The sequence below is a fragment of the Kitasatospora sp. NPDC058406 genome (assembly GCF_042722765.1).
GTDB lineage: Bacteria > Actinomycetota > Actinomycetes > Streptomycetales > Streptomycetaceae > Kitasatospora.
Genome location: NZ_JBHXKE010000002.1, coordinates 6172 through 21359, shown reverse-complemented (window position 1 = coordinate 21359; position 15188 = coordinate 6172). Strand labels below are relative to the sequence as shown.

At 73.9% G+C, this 15188-nt stretch carries 15 protein-coding genes and 1 riboswitch; of the genes, 9 read left to right on the top strand and 6 right to left on the bottom strand.

Annotation, left to right across the window (positions count from 1 at the left end; translation table 11 throughout):
* Window positions 1-16: 16 nt before the first annotated feature.
* The 3 genes from ACFWOG_RS00615 to ACFWOG_RS00605 all read left to right on the top strand — a co-directional run bounded on the left by ACFWOG_RS00615 (window position 17) and on the right by ACFWOG_RS00605 (window position 2890).
* Window positions 17-862, top strand: a complete 846-nt coding sequence (locus ACFWOG_RS00615) for a lysophospholipid acyltransferase family protein (RefSeq protein ID WP_380353492.1) — start codon at window positions 17-19, stop codon at window positions 860-862.
* A gap of 38 nt (window positions 863-900) precedes the next feature.
* Window positions 901-2106, top strand: coding sequence for a MacS family sensor histidine kinase (macS, locus tag ACFWOG_RS00610; protein WP_380353398.1), 1206 nt, complete (start codon window positions 901-903; stop codon window positions 2104-2106).
* 91 nt (window positions 2107-2197) lie between these two features.
* Window positions 2198-2890, top strand: a complete 693-nt coding sequence (locus ACFWOG_RS00605) for a response regulator transcription factor (protein ID WP_329882176.1) — start codon at window positions 2198-2200, stop codon at window positions 2888-2890.
* Between the two features lie 128 nt (window positions 2891-3018).
* On the opposite strand, the gene ACFWOG_RS00600 is transcribed toward ACFWOG_RS00605, so the two are convergent.
* The gene (locus ACFWOG_RS00600) at window positions 3019-4953 is read right to left on the bottom strand and encodes an anthranilate synthase family protein (protein WP_380353394.1); all 1935 of its coding nucleotides are present in this window, start codon (window positions 4951-4953) and stop codon (window positions 3019-3021) included.
* Window positions 4954-5196: 243 nt separating this feature from the next.
* Between ACFWOG_RS00600 and ACFWOG_RS00595 the strand changes: the two genes are divergently transcribed.
* Window positions 5197-6609, top strand: coding sequence for a class II 3-deoxy-7-phosphoheptulonate synthase (locus tag ACFWOG_RS00595; RefSeq protein ID WP_380353392.1), 1413 nt, complete (start codon window positions 5197-5199; stop codon window positions 6607-6609).
* Between the two features lie 196 nt (window positions 6610-6805).
* Entirely contained in the window at window positions 6806-7081 is a 276-nt protein-coding gene (locus ACFWOG_RS00590; protein WP_380353390.1) for a bacterioferritin-associated ferredoxin, read from the top strand.
* An 8-nt stretch (window positions 7082-7089) separates the two neighbouring features.
* On the opposite strand, the gene bfr is transcribed toward ACFWOG_RS00590, so the two are convergent.
* Window positions 7090-7569 carry a bacterioferritin gene (gene bfr, locus ACFWOG_RS00585; RefSeq protein ID WP_329882172.1) on the bottom strand — a complete coding sequence of 160 codons (480 nt, stop codon included), beginning with the start codon at window positions 7567-7569 and terminating at the stop codon, window positions 7090-7092.
* Between the two features lie 210 nt (window positions 7570-7779).
* Between bfr and ACFWOG_RS00580 the strand changes: the two genes are divergently transcribed.
* Window positions 7780-8418, top strand: a complete 639-nt coding sequence (locus ACFWOG_RS00580) for a molybdopterin-dependent oxidoreductase (RefSeq protein WP_380353387.1) — start codon at window positions 7780-7782, stop codon at window positions 8416-8418.
* A 31-nt stretch (window positions 8419-8449) separates the two neighbouring features.
* Here the strand turns inward: ACFWOG_RS00580 and pknB are convergent, their stop codons facing one another.
* The 4 genes from pknB to thiO form a co-directional block, all read right to left on the bottom strand.
* Window positions 8450-10204 carry a Stk1 family PASTA domain-containing Ser/Thr kinase gene (pknB, locus tag ACFWOG_RS00575; RefSeq protein ID WP_355406943.1) on the bottom strand — a complete coding sequence of 585 codons (1755 nt, stop codon included), beginning with the start codon at window positions 10202-10204 and terminating at the stop codon, window positions 8450-8452.
* A gap of 128 nt (window positions 10205-10332) precedes the next feature.
* The gene (locus ACFWOG_RS00570; RefSeq protein ID WP_329882170.1) at window positions 10333-11130 is read right to left on the bottom strand and encodes a thiazole synthase; all 798 of its coding nucleotides are present in this window, start codon (window positions 11128-11130) and stop codon (window positions 10333-10335) included.
* Between the two features lies 1 nt (window position 11131).
* On the bottom strand, window positions 11132-11341 hold the full coding sequence (gene thiS, locus ACFWOG_RS00565; RefSeq protein WP_329882169.1) for a sulfur carrier protein ThiS: 210 nt from the start codon (window positions 11339-11341) through the stop codon (window positions 11132-11134).
* The gene (gene thiO / locus ACFWOG_RS00560; RefSeq protein ID WP_329952022.1) at window positions 11338-12492 is read right to left on the bottom strand and encodes a glycine oxidase ThiO; all 1155 of its coding nucleotides are present in this window, start codon (window positions 12490-12492) and stop codon (window positions 11338-11340) included. Before thiO ends, thiS begins: the two co-directional genes overlap by 4 nt.
* Window positions 12493-12495: 3 nt before the next feature.
* A riboswitch (TPP riboswitch) is annotated at window positions 12496-12608 on the bottom strand.
* Window positions 12609-12727: 119 nt separating this feature from the next.
* On the opposite strand from thiO, the gene ACFWOG_RS00555 reads away from it, so the two are divergent.
* The 3 genes from ACFWOG_RS00555 to thiE are packed head-to-tail and all read left to right on the top strand — an operon-like array spanning window position 12728 to window position 15010.
* Window positions 12728-13942 (top strand): NAD(P)/FAD-dependent oxidoreductase, encoded by a 1215-nt coding sequence (locus tag ACFWOG_RS00555; protein ID WP_380353382.1) that lies wholly within the window; start codon window positions 12728-12730, stop codon window positions 13940-13942.
* Between the two features lie 52 nt (window positions 13943-13994).
* Window positions 13995-14360, top strand: coding sequence for an Rv2175c family DNA-binding protein (locus tag ACFWOG_RS00550; protein WP_329882166.1), 366 nt, complete (start codon window positions 13995-13997; stop codon window positions 14358-14360).
* On the top strand, window positions 14360-15010 hold the full coding sequence (thiE, locus tag ACFWOG_RS00545; RefSeq protein WP_329882165.1) for a thiamine phosphate synthase: 651 nt from the start codon (window positions 14360-14362) through the stop codon (window positions 15008-15010). Before ACFWOG_RS00550 ends, thiE begins: the two co-directional genes overlap by 1 nt.
* Window positions 15011-15188: the final 178 nt, after the last annotated feature.

The window sequence follows — 15188 nt, the reverse complement described above, 5'->3', positions numbered from 1 at the left end:
GTTGTTCTACCGACTGATGAAGATGATCGTCGCGCCACTGCTACGGATCTTCTTCCGGCCGTGGATCGAGGGTGAGGAGAACATCCCCACCGAGGGTGCCGCGATCATCGCGAGCAACCACCTCTCCTTCTCGGACTCCTTCTTCTTCCCCGCGCTGATCAAGCGTCGGGTGACCTTCATCGCGAAGGCCGAGTACTTCACCACCCCAGGCCTCAAGGGCCGGCTGACCGCGGCGTTCTTCAAGGGCGTCGGCCAGCTCCCGGTGGACCGCTCGGGCGTGCGCGGCGCCGGCGAGGCGGCGATCCGCTCCGCGATCGCGGTGCTGGACCGCGGCGAGCTGTTCGGCGTCTACCCGGAGGGCACCCGCTCGCCCGACGGCAAGCTGTACCGCGGCAAGGTCGGCGGTCTGGCCCGCGTCGCGCTGGCCACCGGTGCGCCGGTCATCCCGGTCGCGATGATCGACACCGAGAAGGTGCAGCCGCCCGGCCAGGTGGTCCCGAACTTCGGTATCCGCCCGGGCATCAGGATCGGCCGCCCGCTGGACTTCTCCCGCTACCACGGCATGGAGAACGACCGGTTCATCCTCCGTTCGGTGACGGACGAGGTGATGTACGAGATCATGCGACTCTCCGGCCAGGAGTACGTGGACGTCTACGCGACCGCCGCCAAGCGGCAGATCGCCGACGACAAGAAGCGTGCGGACGCCGAGCGCAAGGCGGTCCAGAAGGCCGAACAGGCCGCCGCCAAGGCCGAGAAGGCCGAGACGGAGAAGGCCGAGACGGAGAAGAGCGAGCAGGCGGAGGCCGACAAGGCCGCCGGACAGGCGCAGGACCAGCAGCAGAAGGAGACCGGGCCGGCCTGAGCAGGGCACCGGCCGGGCGTCGGGGGAGGACAGCGGGGATGACGGACGACGGCAGAACCGGGGCGGTCGGCGGGGCCGTGGCGGCCGGCGGCATGTCCGTCGAGCACCCGCTCTGGCGGGCGATCTCCTTCTTCCGGGTGCTGGCGCTCGCCTACGCCCTGATCCGGTACTTCAACTCCTACCTGGAGTTCCTGCACCCCGTCGCCGGCTGGATCTACCTCGGGGCGCTGACCCTCTGGACGCTGGCCTCCACCCGCGCCTTCTCCGGCCCGCTGCGCTGCACCTGGTACGTGCTCGGCACCGACCTGACGCTCGCCGTCACCGGCATCGTGATGAGCGGGCTGACCGACGCGCCGTCCCGGATCAGCCACGGTGCGCCCACCCTGCCGACCATCTGGGCCGCCGGTACGGTGCTCGGCTTCGCCGGCCGCGGCGGCTGGCGCTGGGCGGCGGCGGCCGGTTCGGTGATCGGGGTGGCCAACATCCTCGGCCACGGGGGCCCGACCGGCGACAACATCCACAACATCGTGCTGCTCATGGTGGCCGGCTGCGCGATCGGCTACGTCATCGAACTGGCCCGGGCCAGCGAGGCGACCCTCACCCGGGCGCTCCAGGTCGAGGCGGCCACCCGGGAGCGCGAGCGGCTCTCCCGGGACATCCACGACGGGGTGCTCCAGGTGCTCGCCCTCGTCCAGCGCCGGGGTGCCGAACAGTCCGGCGGGGGCCCCGACTTCACCGAGCTCGGCCGGCTGGCGGGGGAGCAGGAACGCGCCCTGCGCACGCTGATGAGCGGCGGTCCGCTGCCCGCCCAGCGCGAGCCGGCGCAGCCGCAGGACCTGCGCGACCTGCTCACCCCCTACGCGGGCGAGCGGGTGACCCTCTCGGCGCCCGGCACACCGGTGCTGCTGCCCGCCGCCGCCGCCGGCGAGCTGGCCGCCGCCGTCGGGGCCGCGGTGGACAACGTCCGCCGGCACGCGGGGCCCGGGGCCGGCGCCTGGATCCTGGTCGAGGACGAGCCGGAGGCCGTCACGGTGTCGATCCGCGACGACGGCCCGGGCTTCGCACCCGGTCGGCTCGGTGAGGCGGAGCGGGCCGGGCGGCTCGGCGTCTCCCAGTCGATCCGCGGCCGGCTGCTGGACCTCGGCGGCACGGCCGAGCTGTACTCGTCGCCGGGGGAGGGCGTCGAGGTCGAGCTCCGTGTCCCGCGCAGCGGTGTGCGGGACGTTCCGCACGGCGTCCGGTGAGAGCGCCGCGCGCCCGGTCCCGGGGTGGCTCCCGCGGCTTCCGGAAGACCTTCCGCCCGTCCGTGCAACCTGCCCTGAGAGGGTGCCGACCATGAACGACCGACCGACCGACCCGCAGCCGGCCGACCGGCCGGTGCGGGTCATGGTGGTGGACGACCACCCGATGTGGCGCGACGCCGTCTCCCGCGATCTCGCCGAGTCCGGCTTCGACGTGGTGGCCACCGCCGGTGACGGGGAGGAGGCCGTCCGCCGGGCCCGTGCCTGCTCCCCGCAGGTGGTGGTGCTCGACCTCAACCTGCCCGGACTGTCCGGCGCCGAGGCCTGCCGTCAGGTGGTCGCCCAGGATCCGACGGTGCGGGTCCTGGTGCTCTCCGCGAGCGGCGAGCACGCGGACGTGCTGGAGGCGGTGAAGTCCGGCGCGACCGGCTACCTCGTCAAGTCGGCCGGGCGGGAGGAGCTGCTGGACGCGGTGCGCCGCACCGCCGTCGGCGACGCGGTCTTCACCCCGGGCCTGGCCGGGCTGGTGCTGGGGGAGTTCCGCCGGCTGGCCGCCGAGCCGGCCGCCCCGACGGCTCCCGCCGTCCCGCAGCTCACCGCCCGGGAGACCGAGGTGCTGCGACTGGTCGCCAAGGGCCTGTCCTACCGGCAGATCGCCGACCGGCTGGTGCTCTCCCACCGCACGGTGCAGAACCACGTCCAGAACACCCTGGGCAAGCTCCAGTTGCACAACCGGGTCGAGCTGGTCCGGTACGCGATCGAGCAGGGGCTGGACGACGAGATCTGACCCGGCGCCCGGAACCTGACGGGACCGGACGGGACCGGACGGGAACTTACGGGACCTGACGGGGCGTGCGGCGGCCGCGTGCGGACCGGGCGGGGGCGCGCTGCGGCGGGCCCCCGCCCGGGGCGGGGTCAGCGGGTGACGGCCGACGCGTCGCGCAGCAGCCCGGCGACGATCCCCACGCCCTCCCGGGTGAGCACCGACTCCGGGTGGAACTGGAGCCCGGCGAAGCCCGGTCCGCGCAGCGCGTGCACGTCCCCGGTCAGCGGGTCGCGGGAGACCTCCACGCCCTCGGCGGCCAGCCGGGCCGCGTCCTCGGCCGAGCAGCGGGCGGTGAAGGTGTTGTAGAAGCCGACCGTCCGCCTGGTCCCGAAGAGGTCGACGGTCTCCTGGGCCCCCTGGTAGGGCACGTCCTTGCGGGCCAGCGGCAGGCCGAGCGCGGCCGACAGCAGCTGGTGGCTGAGGCAGACGGCGAGCAGCGGCGCGGTCCGCCGGCCGGCCCGGACGGCGGCGAGCGCGTCGGTGACGATCGGGCGCAGCACGGCCATCTTCGGGTCGTCGTCGGCGGCCGGGTCGCCGGGGCCGGGGCCGAGCACCAGCGGGCCGGGGTGGGCGGCGACCCGCGCGCGCAGGCCGGGTTCGTCGTACCGGACCACGGTGACCCGGTGGCCGAGCGAGGTCAGCAGGTGGGCCAGCATGGCGGTGAAGGTGTCCTCGCCGTCGACCACCAGGGTCTCCAGCTCCTCGGTGACCTGCGCGGGCTGCTGCATCCGCAGCCAGAACGGGGCCAGCCCGGCGCGCCGGGCGTCCAGCGCGGCCTGGACGCGGTGGTCGTCGCCGAGCCGCGGGCCCGTCGGGCCCGGGCGCCGGGAGGGGGTGGGGCGGGCGCCGATCGCGGTGAGCACCCCGGCCGCCTTGGCGTGGGTCTCGGCGACCTCGGAGTCGGGGTCGGAGTGCCGGACGAGGGTCGCGCCGACCCGGACGGCGAGGCGGCCGGTGGCCGGGTCGATGTCGGCGGCGCGGATGCAGATCGGTGAGTCGAGCAGCTGGCCGCCGCTGGCGGAGCGGCCGATCAGGGCGAGCGCGCCGGAGTAGTAGCCGCGCCCGCCGCGCTCGTACCGGCGGATCACCCGGGTCGCGTTCTGCACCGGGCTGCCGGTGACGGTGGCGGCGAACATGGTCTCCTTGAGCACCTCGCGGACGTCCAGCGAGGTGCGGCCGCGCAGCTCGTACTCGGTGTGCGCGAGGTGGGACATCTCCTTGAGCCGGGGGCCGAGGACCTGACCGCCGAGGTCGCCGACGGTGCACATCATCTTGAGCTCCTCGTCGACCACCATGGTCAGCTCCTCCAGCTCCTTGGCGTCGTGGAGGAAGGTGAGCAGCGAGTCGAGGTCGGCGCCGGCGGCCGGGTAGCGGTAGGTGCCGGAGATGGGGTTCATCACGACCGTCCCGCCGCTCTGCCGGACGTGCACCTCGGGCGAGGCGCCGACCAGGACGCGTTCGCCGGTGTGGACCAGGAAGGTCCAGTAGGCGCCGCGCTCCTGCTCCAGCAGACGGCCGAAGAGGGTGAGCGCCAGAGCGGGGGAGAAGTCCTCCAGCGTGGCGGTGAAGTCGCGCCTGATGACGAAGTTGGCGCCCTCGCCGCGTCCGATCTCGTCCTCGATCACCCGGCGGACGATCGTGGCGTACTCGTCGTCGGCGATGTCGAAGGCGCCGCCGGTGAGGGTGACGGGGGACCGGGGGAGGGCGTCGGCCAGGTCGGCCAGCGGCACGGCGTACTGCTCGGTGACCGAGAGCGCCTGGAGCGGGGCGTCGTCGTCGTGCGCCTCGAAGCCGCGTTCGCGGATCTGCCGGTAGGGGACCAGCGCGAGCAGGTCGTGGACGGGGCCGTCGGCGGGGACGCCGTGGCGGACCGGCAGGTCGGCCAGCCGGTCGTACCGGCCGACGGTGCCGAGCAGGACCTCGACGGTGTCCGGGGCGGTGCGGGGGGTGCGGCGGTGCAGCAGGGCGAAGGCCGGTGCGTCGGGGCCGGTGAGACGGGCGAGGAGATCGGCGGCGCTGGTCACGGTGCGGCGTTCCTTCCGGGTCGGTTGCGGTGCTGGAATCCGCTCCCGGGAGGGTCGTCCGCTGAAACGCCGACGGCCGCCCCGAGGGGCGGCCGTCGTGTTCGTCTAGGAACGCGCGATACGTGGGCCACCCAGGGGGTCGGCCCACCACCAGGAGGAGGTGCGCGGTGCGTTCACGGGATCGAGCCTAGCGGATGGCACGGGTGGCCGGGTGAGGAGGATCACCGGAAATTTGTCCGGCGGATGTCTCACCCCTCGGGCAGTGGTCACAAAACGGTCGGCGCACCCCGTAGCCTTGCCCGTGTGACCGTGACGACTGAGACATCCCGGATTGGCCACTCCTGGCAGTCCCTGCCCGCGGCGCAGCAGCCTGAATGGCCGGACCAAGAGGCTCTGCGCAAGACCCTTGCCGAGCTCGCCTCGTATCCGCCGCTCGTCTTCGCCGGTGAGTGCGACCAGCTGCGCGCCCGGCTCGGTGCCGTGGCCCGAGGCGAGGCGTTCCTCCTTCAGGGCGGCGACTGTGCCGAGGCCTTCGACGGCGTCTCGGCCGAACACATCCGCAACAAGCTGAAGACGCTGCTCCAGATGGCGGCCGTGCTGACGTACGCGGCCTCCGTCCCGGTGGTGAAGGTCGGCCGCATCGCCGGCCAGTACTCCAAGCCGCGCTCCAAGTCGACCGAGACCCGCGACGGCGTGACCCTGCCGGTCTACCGCGGTGACTCGGTGAACGGCTTCGACTTCACCCCGGAGTCCCGGATCCCGGACCCGGAGCGCCTGAAGCGGATGTACAACGCCTCCGCGGCGACGCTCAACCTGGTGCGCGCCTTCACCACCGGCGGCTACGCGGACCTGCGCCAGGTGCACGCCTGGAACCAGGACTTCGTGCGCAACTCGCCGGCCGGCCAGCGTTACGAGCAGCTCGCCCGCGAGATCGACAACGCGCTGGCCTTCATGAACGCCTGCGGCGTGGCGCCGGAGGAGTTCAAGACCGTCGAGTTCTTCTCCTCGCACGAGGCGCTGATCCTCGACTACGAGACCGCGATGACCCGGGTGGACTCCCGGACCGGCGATCTGTACGACGTCTCCGGCCACATGGTCTGGATCGGCGAGCGCACCCGCCAGCTGGACCACGCGCACATCGAGTTCGCCTCGAAGGTGCGCAACCCGATCGGCGTGAAGCTCGGTCCGACCACCTCGGTCGACGAGGCGCTCACCCTGATCGAGCGGCTCGACCCGGAGCGTGAGCCCGGCCGGCTCACCTTCATCACCCGGATGGGCGCGGGCAAGGTCCGCGACCACCTGCCCACCCTGGTGGAGAAGGTCACCGCCTCCGGCGCCCAGCCGGTCTGGATCTGCGACCCGATGCACGGCAACACCTTCGAGGCGTCCAGCGGCCACAAGACCCGCAGCTTCGACGACGTGCTCGACGAGGTCAAGGGCTTCTTCGAGGTGCACCGCGCGCTCGGCACCCACCCGGGCGGCATCCACGTGGAGCTGACCGGCGACGACGTCACCGAGTGCGTCGGTGGCGGCGACGAGGTGCTGGTCGACGACCTGCACCAGCGCTACGAGACGGCCTGCGACCCGCGGCTCAACCGCAGCCAGTCGCTGGACCTGGCGTTCCTGGTGGCCGAGATGTACCGCGGCGGGAACTGAGCGTCCGCCCCGGGCCGCCCGGGCCGCCGCCGAGCGGCGCACCGCGCGGACGATGTGACGAAAGCCCCTCCGGATTCGGGACTCCCGAGTCCGGAGGGGCTTTTTCGCACCCGGATCGCCGGGTAAGGTGAGGCTTAGTGAGCTAAGGCAATCCTTAGTCAAGATCCATTCCGCTTCACCCCCGGGAGAGACCGCGATGTACGTGTGCATGTGCCATGCGGTCACCGAGGCCCAGGTGAAGAAGGAGATCGACGCGGGCGCCAACACGCCGCGCCAGATCGCCAAGGGCTGCAAGGCGGGCACCGACTGCGGCTCCTGCGTCCGCCGGATCCAGGCCCTGCTCGGCGAGCACGGTGCACGGCCCTGCCCCACCGCCCGGCTCGCCGTCAGGCTGGGGCTCGCCGACCCGGAGGCGCCCGACGAGCCGGCGGTCGCTCCGATGGGCCCGATGGCTCCGCTGCGCGTGGCCTGAGCCGGGACTCAGGACTCCGGCTGCTCGATCAGCTGGGCGAGGTACAGCGCCTCCCCGAGCCTCTCCAGCAGTTCGAGCTGGGTGTCGAGGTAGTCGATGTGGTGCTCCTCGTCCGCCAGGATGGACTCGAAGATGTTGGCCGAGGTGACGTCGTTCTTGGCCCGCATCACCACGATCCCGCGCTTCAGCCGGTCGATCGCCTCGACTTCGACCTGGCGGTCGGCCTCGAACATCTCCTTGACCGTCTGACCGATCCGGACGTGGAAGAGCCGCTGGTAGTTGGGCAGGCCGTCCAGGAAGAGGATCCGGTCGGTGAGCACCTCGGCGTGCTTCATCTCGTCGAACGACTCGTGCCGGGTGTACTTCGCGAGCTTCGTCCAGCCGAAGTTCTCCTGCATCTTGGCGTGCAGAAAGTACTGGTTGATTGCGGTCAGCTCGGCGGTGAGCTGCTCGTTCAGGAACTCGATGACTTCTGCGTCGCCCTTCATGGCGCTGCCTTCCTCTGTGCGTCCGGGAAACCTCGGCCGTACCCTCCGGCTGCACGCATCCTGGCACCGCGGCGGGAGGAAATTCCAGTAAGTTCACACTCACTAGGACATGTGTCGGAATATCCGATTTGCTTGTCCGTTGGCCCGTACGGGCGGGGCGTGCGGGCCTGGAAAGGGGCGCGCGCCGGGCGCCGTCCGCCGTCTGTCACCATGGGATCCATGGGTCAGTCCGAACAAGAACCGCCGCCGCCGTCTGACCCGAGGCTCCCCCCGGGCCAGCGCGCCCGACGCGGCTGGCCTGCGCTGCACTACGGTCCGGTGCCCCGCTTCAAGCCACTGACGTGGGACCTCCAGGTGTTCGGTGCGACCGCCTCGGCGGAGAAGCACAGCTGGGACTTCGACGGGTTCACCGCACTGCCCCGCACCACCGTCCGTGCGGACCTCCACTGCGTCACCAAATTCTCCGTGCTCGACAGCGAGTGGACGGGCGTGTCGGCCTCCGTCCTGCTGGAGCTGGCACCGCCGGCCGAGGACGTCAGCCACGTCATGGTCTGGGCCGAGTACGGCTACAGCGCCAACCTGCGGCTCGCCGACTTCGCCGACCCGGCGACGATCCTCGCGACCCACCGCAACGGCGAGGCCCTCACTGCCGAGCACGGCTTCCCGGTCCGGCTGGTCGTCCCCGGCCGGTACGCCTGGAAGGGGCCCAAATGGGTCCGCGCGGTCGAGTACATGCGGGCCGACCGGCGGGGCTTCTGGGAGGAACGCGGCTACCACAACCTGGCCGACCCCTGGCAGGAGCAGCGCTACTCCCACCAGGAGGAGCCGGGCGACGGGCCACTGCGCTGACCGCGCGGGCGGCCCGGCCGGCCGCGGCCGGCTAGAGGAACGGGAACGTGACCGTGACCACGGTGCGCTGAGGACGGCGCTCCCCGGCGGCCGGCGACTGGCCGGAGACCTTGCCGGTGCCGAACAGGTTCACCCCGCTGCTCTGCATGGCGAACCCGGCGGCCTGGAGCGCCTTCTCGGCCGCCTCCTTCGACATCCCGGCCACGTCCGGGACGGCCACCATGCCCTTGCTGACCACCAGCGAGACCGGCGTGTTCTCCGCGACCTGCTGCCCGGCCGCCGGTGAACTGCTGATCACCGATCCCTCCGGGACGGTGTCGCTGTGCGTCTCGGTCACCGTCCCGGCGGCCAGCTGCGCACCGGCCAGCGCCGAGGACGCCTGCGCGGACGGCTTGCCCGCCAGCTCGGGCACCGCGATCCGCTTCGGCCCCCGGGACACCGTGACCGTCACGGTGTCGCTCTTCCGGGCCCGCGCGCCGACGCCCGGGTCGGTGGAGATCACCAGCCCCGACGGCACGGTCTCGCTGTACACCTCGGTGAACCGGCCGTGCATGTCGGCGCCGTCCAGGATCCGCTGGGCCTCGGCCCGGTCCTTGCCGAGCACCCCCGGCACGGTGCCGTACAGCGCGCCGGAGAGCGCGTACGTGGTGCCGCCGACCAGCAGCACCAGGGCGGTCAGCACGGCCGTCCAGATCAGCGGCCGGCGGGGGAGGCGGCGCAGCCGGCCGGGGGCCCGGCGGGAACGGACCGGCGGCGGCTCGTCGTACGGGCGCGGCTCGGCGAGCAGCTGCTCCATCACGTCCGGCGGCACGTCCAGCACGCTGGTCCGCTCGACCGGGCGGCCGGCGGCGATCACCGAGGTGGGCTCGGCGGTCGGGTACTGCGGGCTGGGCCGGGTGGAGGCGGGCGGTTCGGCGTCCAGCTGGTCCGGGGTGAGCGTGCGGCGCACCCGCTGGAGGGCGGCGAGCAGCTCGACCGCGTCGTGGGGGCGGGCCGCGCGGTCGCGGGCGCAGGCGCCGGCCACTATCGCGTCCAGCCCGGGGCCGACGCCGGGCACGTCGGCGGAGGGGGCCGGAACGTCCTCGTGCAGGTGGCGGTACATCACCTGGACGGGGTTCTCGCCGGTGTGCGGGCGGTGTCCGGTGAGCATCTCGTAGAGCAGGATGCCGGCCGCGTAGACGTCCACCCGCTGGTCGGTCTCGTCGCCCGGTCGGATCTGTTCGGGCGCCAGGTAGGAGACGGTGCCGAGCACGGTGCCGGCGGTCGCGGCGGTGGAGGCGCCGTCGGCGGTGTTCAGCACCCGGACCAGTCCGAAGTCGGCGACCTTGACCAGGCCGTCGTCGGTGATCAGCACGTTCTCGGGCTTGACGTCGCGGTGGACCAGGCCGGCCCGGTGGGCGGCGCCGAGCGCGGCGAGCACCGGCTCCAGGATGTCCAGCGCGGCCCTGATGGAGAGCGCGCCGCGGTCGCGCAGCAGGTCGCGGAGGGTGCCGCCGGGGACGTACTCCATGGCGAGGAAAACGTTTCCGCCGTCCGCGCCCTGGTCGAAGACGTTGACCACGTTCGGGTGGGCGAGCCGGGCGACGGCCTTGGCCTCGCGGATGAACCGGGTCGTGAAGGCGGTGTCGCCGGCGAGCGTGGGGTGCATCACCTTGAGCGCCACGACCCGGTCGAGCCGGCTGTCGGTGCCCTGGTAGACGGTGGACATGCCGCCGGCCGCGATGCGCCGCTCGACCAGGTACCGGCCGTCGAGCAGGGTACCGATCAGGGGGTCGCGCAGTGCCATGTCCACCCGGCGAGTCTAGGGCTTGGGCCCCGGCCGGCCCCGGGAGGCACCGCTCCCGGGGCCGGTCTGTGCCCGGTTCGTGACACCGTGCGGCGGCGCCGGTGCCGGGGCCGCGTCGGAACGCCGGGTCAGAACGCCGGGTGCTCGCGGGTGTCCAGCTCGGCCCGGCCGGCCATCGCCGAGGAGGCCTCGGCGTGGAAGCGGCGCGGGATCCGGCCGGCCCGGTAGGCCAGCCGGCCGGCCTCGGCGGCGTGCCGCATCGCGTCGGCCATCAGCACCGGGTCCTGGGCGCGGGTGACGGCGGAGGCGAGCATCACGGCCGCGCAGCCCAGCTCCATCGCGAGGGCCACGTCGGAGGCGGTGCCGGCGCCGGCGTCCAGGATCACCGGGACGCCCGCGCTCTCCACGATCAGCTGGAAGTTGTGCGGGTTGCGGATCCCCAGGCCGGAGCCGATCGGGGAGCCGAGCGGCATGATCGCCGCGCAGCCGACGTCCTCCAGCTTCCGGGCCAGCACCGGGTCGTCGTTGGTGTACGGCAGGACGGTGAAGCCGTCGTCGACCAGGATCTCGGCGGCGTCCAGCAGTTCGATCGGGTCCGGCAGGAGGGTCCGCTCGTCGGCGATCACCTCCAGCTTCACCCAGTCGGTGCCGAGCGCCTCGCGGGCCAGCCGGGCCGTCAGCACGGCCTCGCCGGCGGTGAAGCAGCCCGCGGTGTTGGGCAGCACGCGGATGCCGTTGCGGGTCAGCACGTCGAGGACCGAGCCCTGGGTGGCGGCGTTGACCCGGCGCATCGCCACCGTGGTCAGCTCGGTGCCCGAGACCCGCAGCGCCTGCTCCAGGACCTCCAGGCTGGGGGCGCCGCCGGTGCCCATGATCAGGCGCGAGCCGAAGGCGGTACCGGCGATGGTGAAGGCGTCGTCGGCCATGTCAGCCTCCCTGGACGGCGGTGAGGATCTCGATCCGGTCGCCGGCGGAGAGCTCCGTGCGCGGCCAGTCGGTGCGTGGCACCACGGTCTCGTTCAGCGCGGCGGCGACCCCGGAGTGGGCCCGGCTGAGCGTGGCCACCACCTCGGCGAGGGTGGTCGGGGCGGCGACCGTCCGGGGCTCGCCGTTGACGTGCAGGGTGATGTCGCTCATGCGGGGACCTTCGTGAAGCGGGCGGGGGAGAACGGCTCGGCGAGGTCCGGCGTCACGCCGGTGGCCAGGTACTCGGCGAGCAGGTCGCCGGTGACCGGGGTGAGCAGCACCCCGTTGCGGTAGTGACCGGTGGCCGCGACCAGGCCGGGCAGCGCGGTCGGGCCGAGCAGCGGCGCGTTGTCGGGCGAGCCCGGGCGCAGACCGGCGGCGGTCTCGGTCAGCGGCAGCTCGGTGATGCCGGGGACCAGCTCGTGGGCGTCGCGGAGCAGCTCGTACACGCCGCCGGCGGTGACCGTGGTGTCGTACCCCTGCTCCTCGCTGGTGGCGCCGATCACCAGCTCGCCGTTCTCCCGCGGCACCAGGTAGAGGTGCTGCCCGCGGACCACCGCGCGGACGTTGCGGGAGAGGAACGGCCGGTACGCCTCGGGGACCAGCAGCCGAAGGATCTGGCCCTTGACCGGGCGGATCGCCGGCAGCACTCCCTCCGGCAGCCCCGGCAGCAGGTGGCTGCGGGAGCCGGCGGCGAGGACGACCTGGTCGGCGGTGACGCTCTCGCCGGTGGACAGCCGGGCGCCGACGGCGCGGTCGTGCTCGACCAGCAGTCCGACGGCCTCGGCGCGGTGCAGGAGCACGCCTGCGCGCTCGCAGGCGCGCACCAGGGCCCCGGCGAGCCGGCGGCCGTCGACCTGGTGGTCGTCGGTGACGTGCAGGCCGCCGCGGACGCCCGGGGCGAGCATCGGCTCCAGCCGGCGGGCCTCGCGGCCGGTGAGCCACTGCGAGTCCAGGCCGAGCCTGCGGTGGAAGTCGTGCAGTTCGCGCAGTTCCGCGCGGTCGTCGGAGTCCAGGGCGACCGCGATCGTGCCGCACTGCCGGTAGCCGGTGTCCTGGCCGCCGCTCGCCTCGGTGAGCTCGGCGGCGAAGGCCGCGTAGCGCTCGTTGGACGCCATGCCGAGGCGCAGCAGCGGCTCCTCGCCGTACTGGAGCTCGGTGACCGGGGCGAGCATCCCGGCCGCGACCTGGGCGGCGCCGCCGCCGTGCGCCGGGTCGGCCACGACCACGCGGAGCCCGCGCTGGGCCGCCCGCCAGGCGACCACGAGTCCGATGACGCCGCCGCCTATCACCAGCACGTCGGCCTGGGCGCCTTTCGCCAAGCGTGTCAAAGTCGCTGCTCTCCCTTCGCCGGTATGACCCGGATCAGGTTCGGACGGTCGCAGGCCGTTCCAGCCCGCCTCTCAGCCCGGTACGCCGGGCTCCCGTGATGGTGCCCCCACCATAACTCCGGGGGGTGCGGCCGTTGAAGGCGCGTACGAGGGGCGGAACGGGCCCCGGGCGGGCCGCCCGGACCGGACCGGAGGGCCCGGGGCCGGGCTGGGTACAGTGACGGGCGTGGCGGACAAGAGCGGGGCGGACCGGACGGATCAGGTGGTCGTGGTCGGCGCGGGGCTGGCGGGGGCCCAGTGCGCCCTCGTGCTGCGGCGCGACGGCTGGCAGGGGCGGATCGTGCTGGTCGGCGCGGAACCGCACGCGCCGTACGACCGGCCGCCGCTCTCCAAGGACGTGCTGCTCGGCAAGGCCGACACCACCGCCCTCGACCTCGACCTCGACTTCGGGCAGCTGGACGTCGAGCTCCTCACCGGCCGCCGGGCCACCGGCCTCACCCCCGGCGTGCTGCACACCGACGCCGGCGACCTGCCCTACGGCTCGCTGGTGATCGCCACCGGCGCCGAACCGCGCGCCCTGCCCGGCGCCGAGCGGGCCCACCTGCTGCACACCGTGGACGACGCGCTCGCCCTGCGCGCCCTGCTCCGCCCGGGCCTGCGCCTGGCGCTGGTCGGCGCGGGCTGGATCGGCGCCGAGGTGGCCACCGCCGCCCGGGCCGCCGGCTGCGAGGTGACCGTCGTCGAGGCGGGCCCGGCCCCCGTCCCCGGCGCCCTGCCCACCGAGATCGGCCGGGTGATGGCCGGCTGGTACGCCGAGGCGGGGGTCGAGCTGCGCTGCGGCGTGGGGGTCGCCGCCGTCGAACCGGGCGCGGTGCTGCTCGCCGACGGCTCGCACCTGCCGGCCGACGAGGTGGTGGTCGGCGTCGGGGCCCGCCCGGCGACCGGCTGGCTGGCCGGCTCCGGCGTGGAGCTGGACGCGGCCGGCGCCGTCCTGGTGGACGAGCGGCTGCGCACCGGCCTGCCCCGCGTCTTCGCGGCCGGCGACTGCGTCAGCTACCCCTCGGCGCGCTCCGGCGTCCGCCTGGCCGTCCAGCACTGGGACCACGCGCTGCAGTCCGCCACGGCGGCGGCGGCCTCGGTGCTCGGCACGGACGCGCCGCCGTACGACCCGGTGCAGTACTTCTGGTCCGAGCAGTTCGGCCGCAGGGCGCAGTACGCCGGGCGGCACGCCGAGGGCGACGAACTGCTCTGGCGCGGTTCGCCGGACGGGCCGGACTGGTCGGTGCTCTGGCTGCGCGACGGCGCCCTGCGCGCGCTGCTCGCCGTCGACCGCCCGCGCGATCTGACCCAGGGCCGACGGCTGGTCGAACGCGGTGCGGTGCTGGACAGGGCCCGTGCGGCGGACCCCGCGGTACCGCTGAAGTCGGCCGTCGCCGGGTAGTCCGCGGGGCCGATTGGTGCGCGGCGGGCCGCGGAGGTGGCAGTCTGGTGACGTGAGTGAGATCGAAAGCAAGATTGAAGCCCTGGTCACCGACTGGATGTACCTGCCCGACATCTCGGAGCAGTGGGGGGTCCGGGTCACCGAGGTGCGTGACATGGTCAAGCACGGCGGACTGATCGCCGTGCGCCGCGGCCCGAACAGGTCGCTGCAGGTCCCGGCCGCGTTCATCGACGGCACCGGGCTGGTCAAGCACCTGTCCGGAACGCTGACCGTGCTGCGCGACTGCGGCTACAACGACGTGGAGATCCTGGAGTGGCTCTTCACCGAGGACCCGTCGCTCCCCGGCAGCCCGATCCAGGCGCTGCAGGAGAACCGCGGCACCGAGGTCAAGCGCCGCGCCCAGGCGATGCTGATCTGATGGCGGCCGACACCCGGCGTCGGAGTCTCGCCGACGCCCGGCTCTACCTGTGCACCGACGCCCGCCGTGAGCAGGGCGACCTCGCCCAGTTCCTCGACGCGGCGCTGGCCGGCGGGGTGGACATCGTCCAGCTGCGGGACAAGGGCCTGGAGGCCAGGCAGGAACTCGCGGCGCTGGAGGTCTTCGCCGACGCCTGCCGGCGGCACGGCGCGCTGCTCGCCGTCAACGACCGCGCCGACGTCGCCCATGCGGCCGGACCGGACGTGCTGCACCTCGGGCAGGACGACCTGCCGGTGCCGGCCGCCCGCGCGATCCTCGGCGACGACGTACTGATCGGGCGGTCCTGCCACGCCGAGTCCGAGGTGGACGCGGCGATCGCGGAGCCCGGCGTGGACTACTTCTGCACCGGGCCGGTCTGGCCGACCCCCACCAAGCCGGGCCGCCACGCGCCGGGCCTCGGCCTGGTCTCGTACGCGGCCGGGCGGCCCACCGACCGGCCGTGGTTCGCCATCGGCGGCATCGACCTGGGCAACCTGGACGAGGTGCTGGCCGCGGGCGCCCGCCGGGTCGTGGTGGTCCGGGCGATCACCGGCGCGGACGACCCGGGGGCCGCGGCCGCCGAGCTCGCCCGCCGGCTGCGCGCCGTCTAGCCGAAGCCGGGCGGCCGTCCGGGGCCCACGCCCGGGACCGCCGTCCGGGGTACGGCCGTGGGGGGGGGGGGGGGGCGCCCCCCCCCCCCCCCGCCCCCCCCCCCCCCCCCCCCCCCCCCCGCCCGCGGGGGGGGGGGGGGGGCGGGCGGGGGGCCCCCCCCCCCCCCGGCGCGGAAGA

What these genes read in the sequence shown, in the direction of transcription:
- ACFWOG_RS00570 (WP_329882170.1), bottom strand. Translation starts at nt 11,130, where the DNA reads ATGGCCGACGACGCCTTCACCATCGCCGGTACCGCCTTCGGCTCGCGC.
- bfr (WP_329882172.1), bottom strand. Translation starts at nt 7,569, where the DNA reads ATGAAGGGCGACGCAGAAGTCATCGAGTTCCTGAACGAGCAGCTCACC.
- ACFWOG_RS00595 (WP_380353392.1), top strand. Translation starts at nt 5,197, where the DNA reads ATGTCTCACCCCTCGGGCAGTGGTCACAAAACGGTCGGCGCACCCCGT.
- ACFWOG_RS00605 (WP_329882176.1), top strand. Translation starts at nt 2,198, where the DNA reads ATGAACGACCGACCGACCGACCCGCAGCCGGCCGACCGGCCGGTGCGG.
- thiE (WP_329882165.1), top strand. Translation starts at nt 14,360, where the DNA reads ATGGCGGCCGACACCCGGCGTCGGAGTCTCGCCGACGCCCGGCTCTAC.
- thiS (WP_329882169.1), bottom strand. Translation starts at nt 11,341, where the DNA reads ATGAGCGACATCACCCTGCACGTCAACGGCGAGCCCCGGACGGTCGCC.
- macS (WP_380353398.1), top strand. Translation starts at nt 901, where the DNA reads ATGACGGACGACGGCAGAACCGGGGCGGTCGGCGGGGCCGTGGCGGCC.
- ACFWOG_RS00590 (WP_380353390.1), top strand. Translation starts at nt 6,806, where the DNA reads ATGTACGTGTGCATGTGCCATGCGGTCACCGAGGCCCAGGTGAAGAAG.
- ACFWOG_RS00580 (WP_380353387.1), top strand. Translation starts at nt 7,780, where the DNA reads ATGGGATCCATGGGTCAGTCCGAACAAGAACCGCCGCCGCCGTCTGAC.
- pknB (WP_355406943.1), bottom strand. Translation starts at nt 10,204, where the DNA reads ATGGCACTGCGCGACCCCCTGATCGGTACCCTGCTCGACGGCCGGTAC.
- ACFWOG_RS00615 (WP_380353492.1), top strand. Translation starts at nt 17, where the DNA reads ATGAAGATGATCGTCGCGCCACTGCTACGGATCTTCTTCCGGCCGTGG.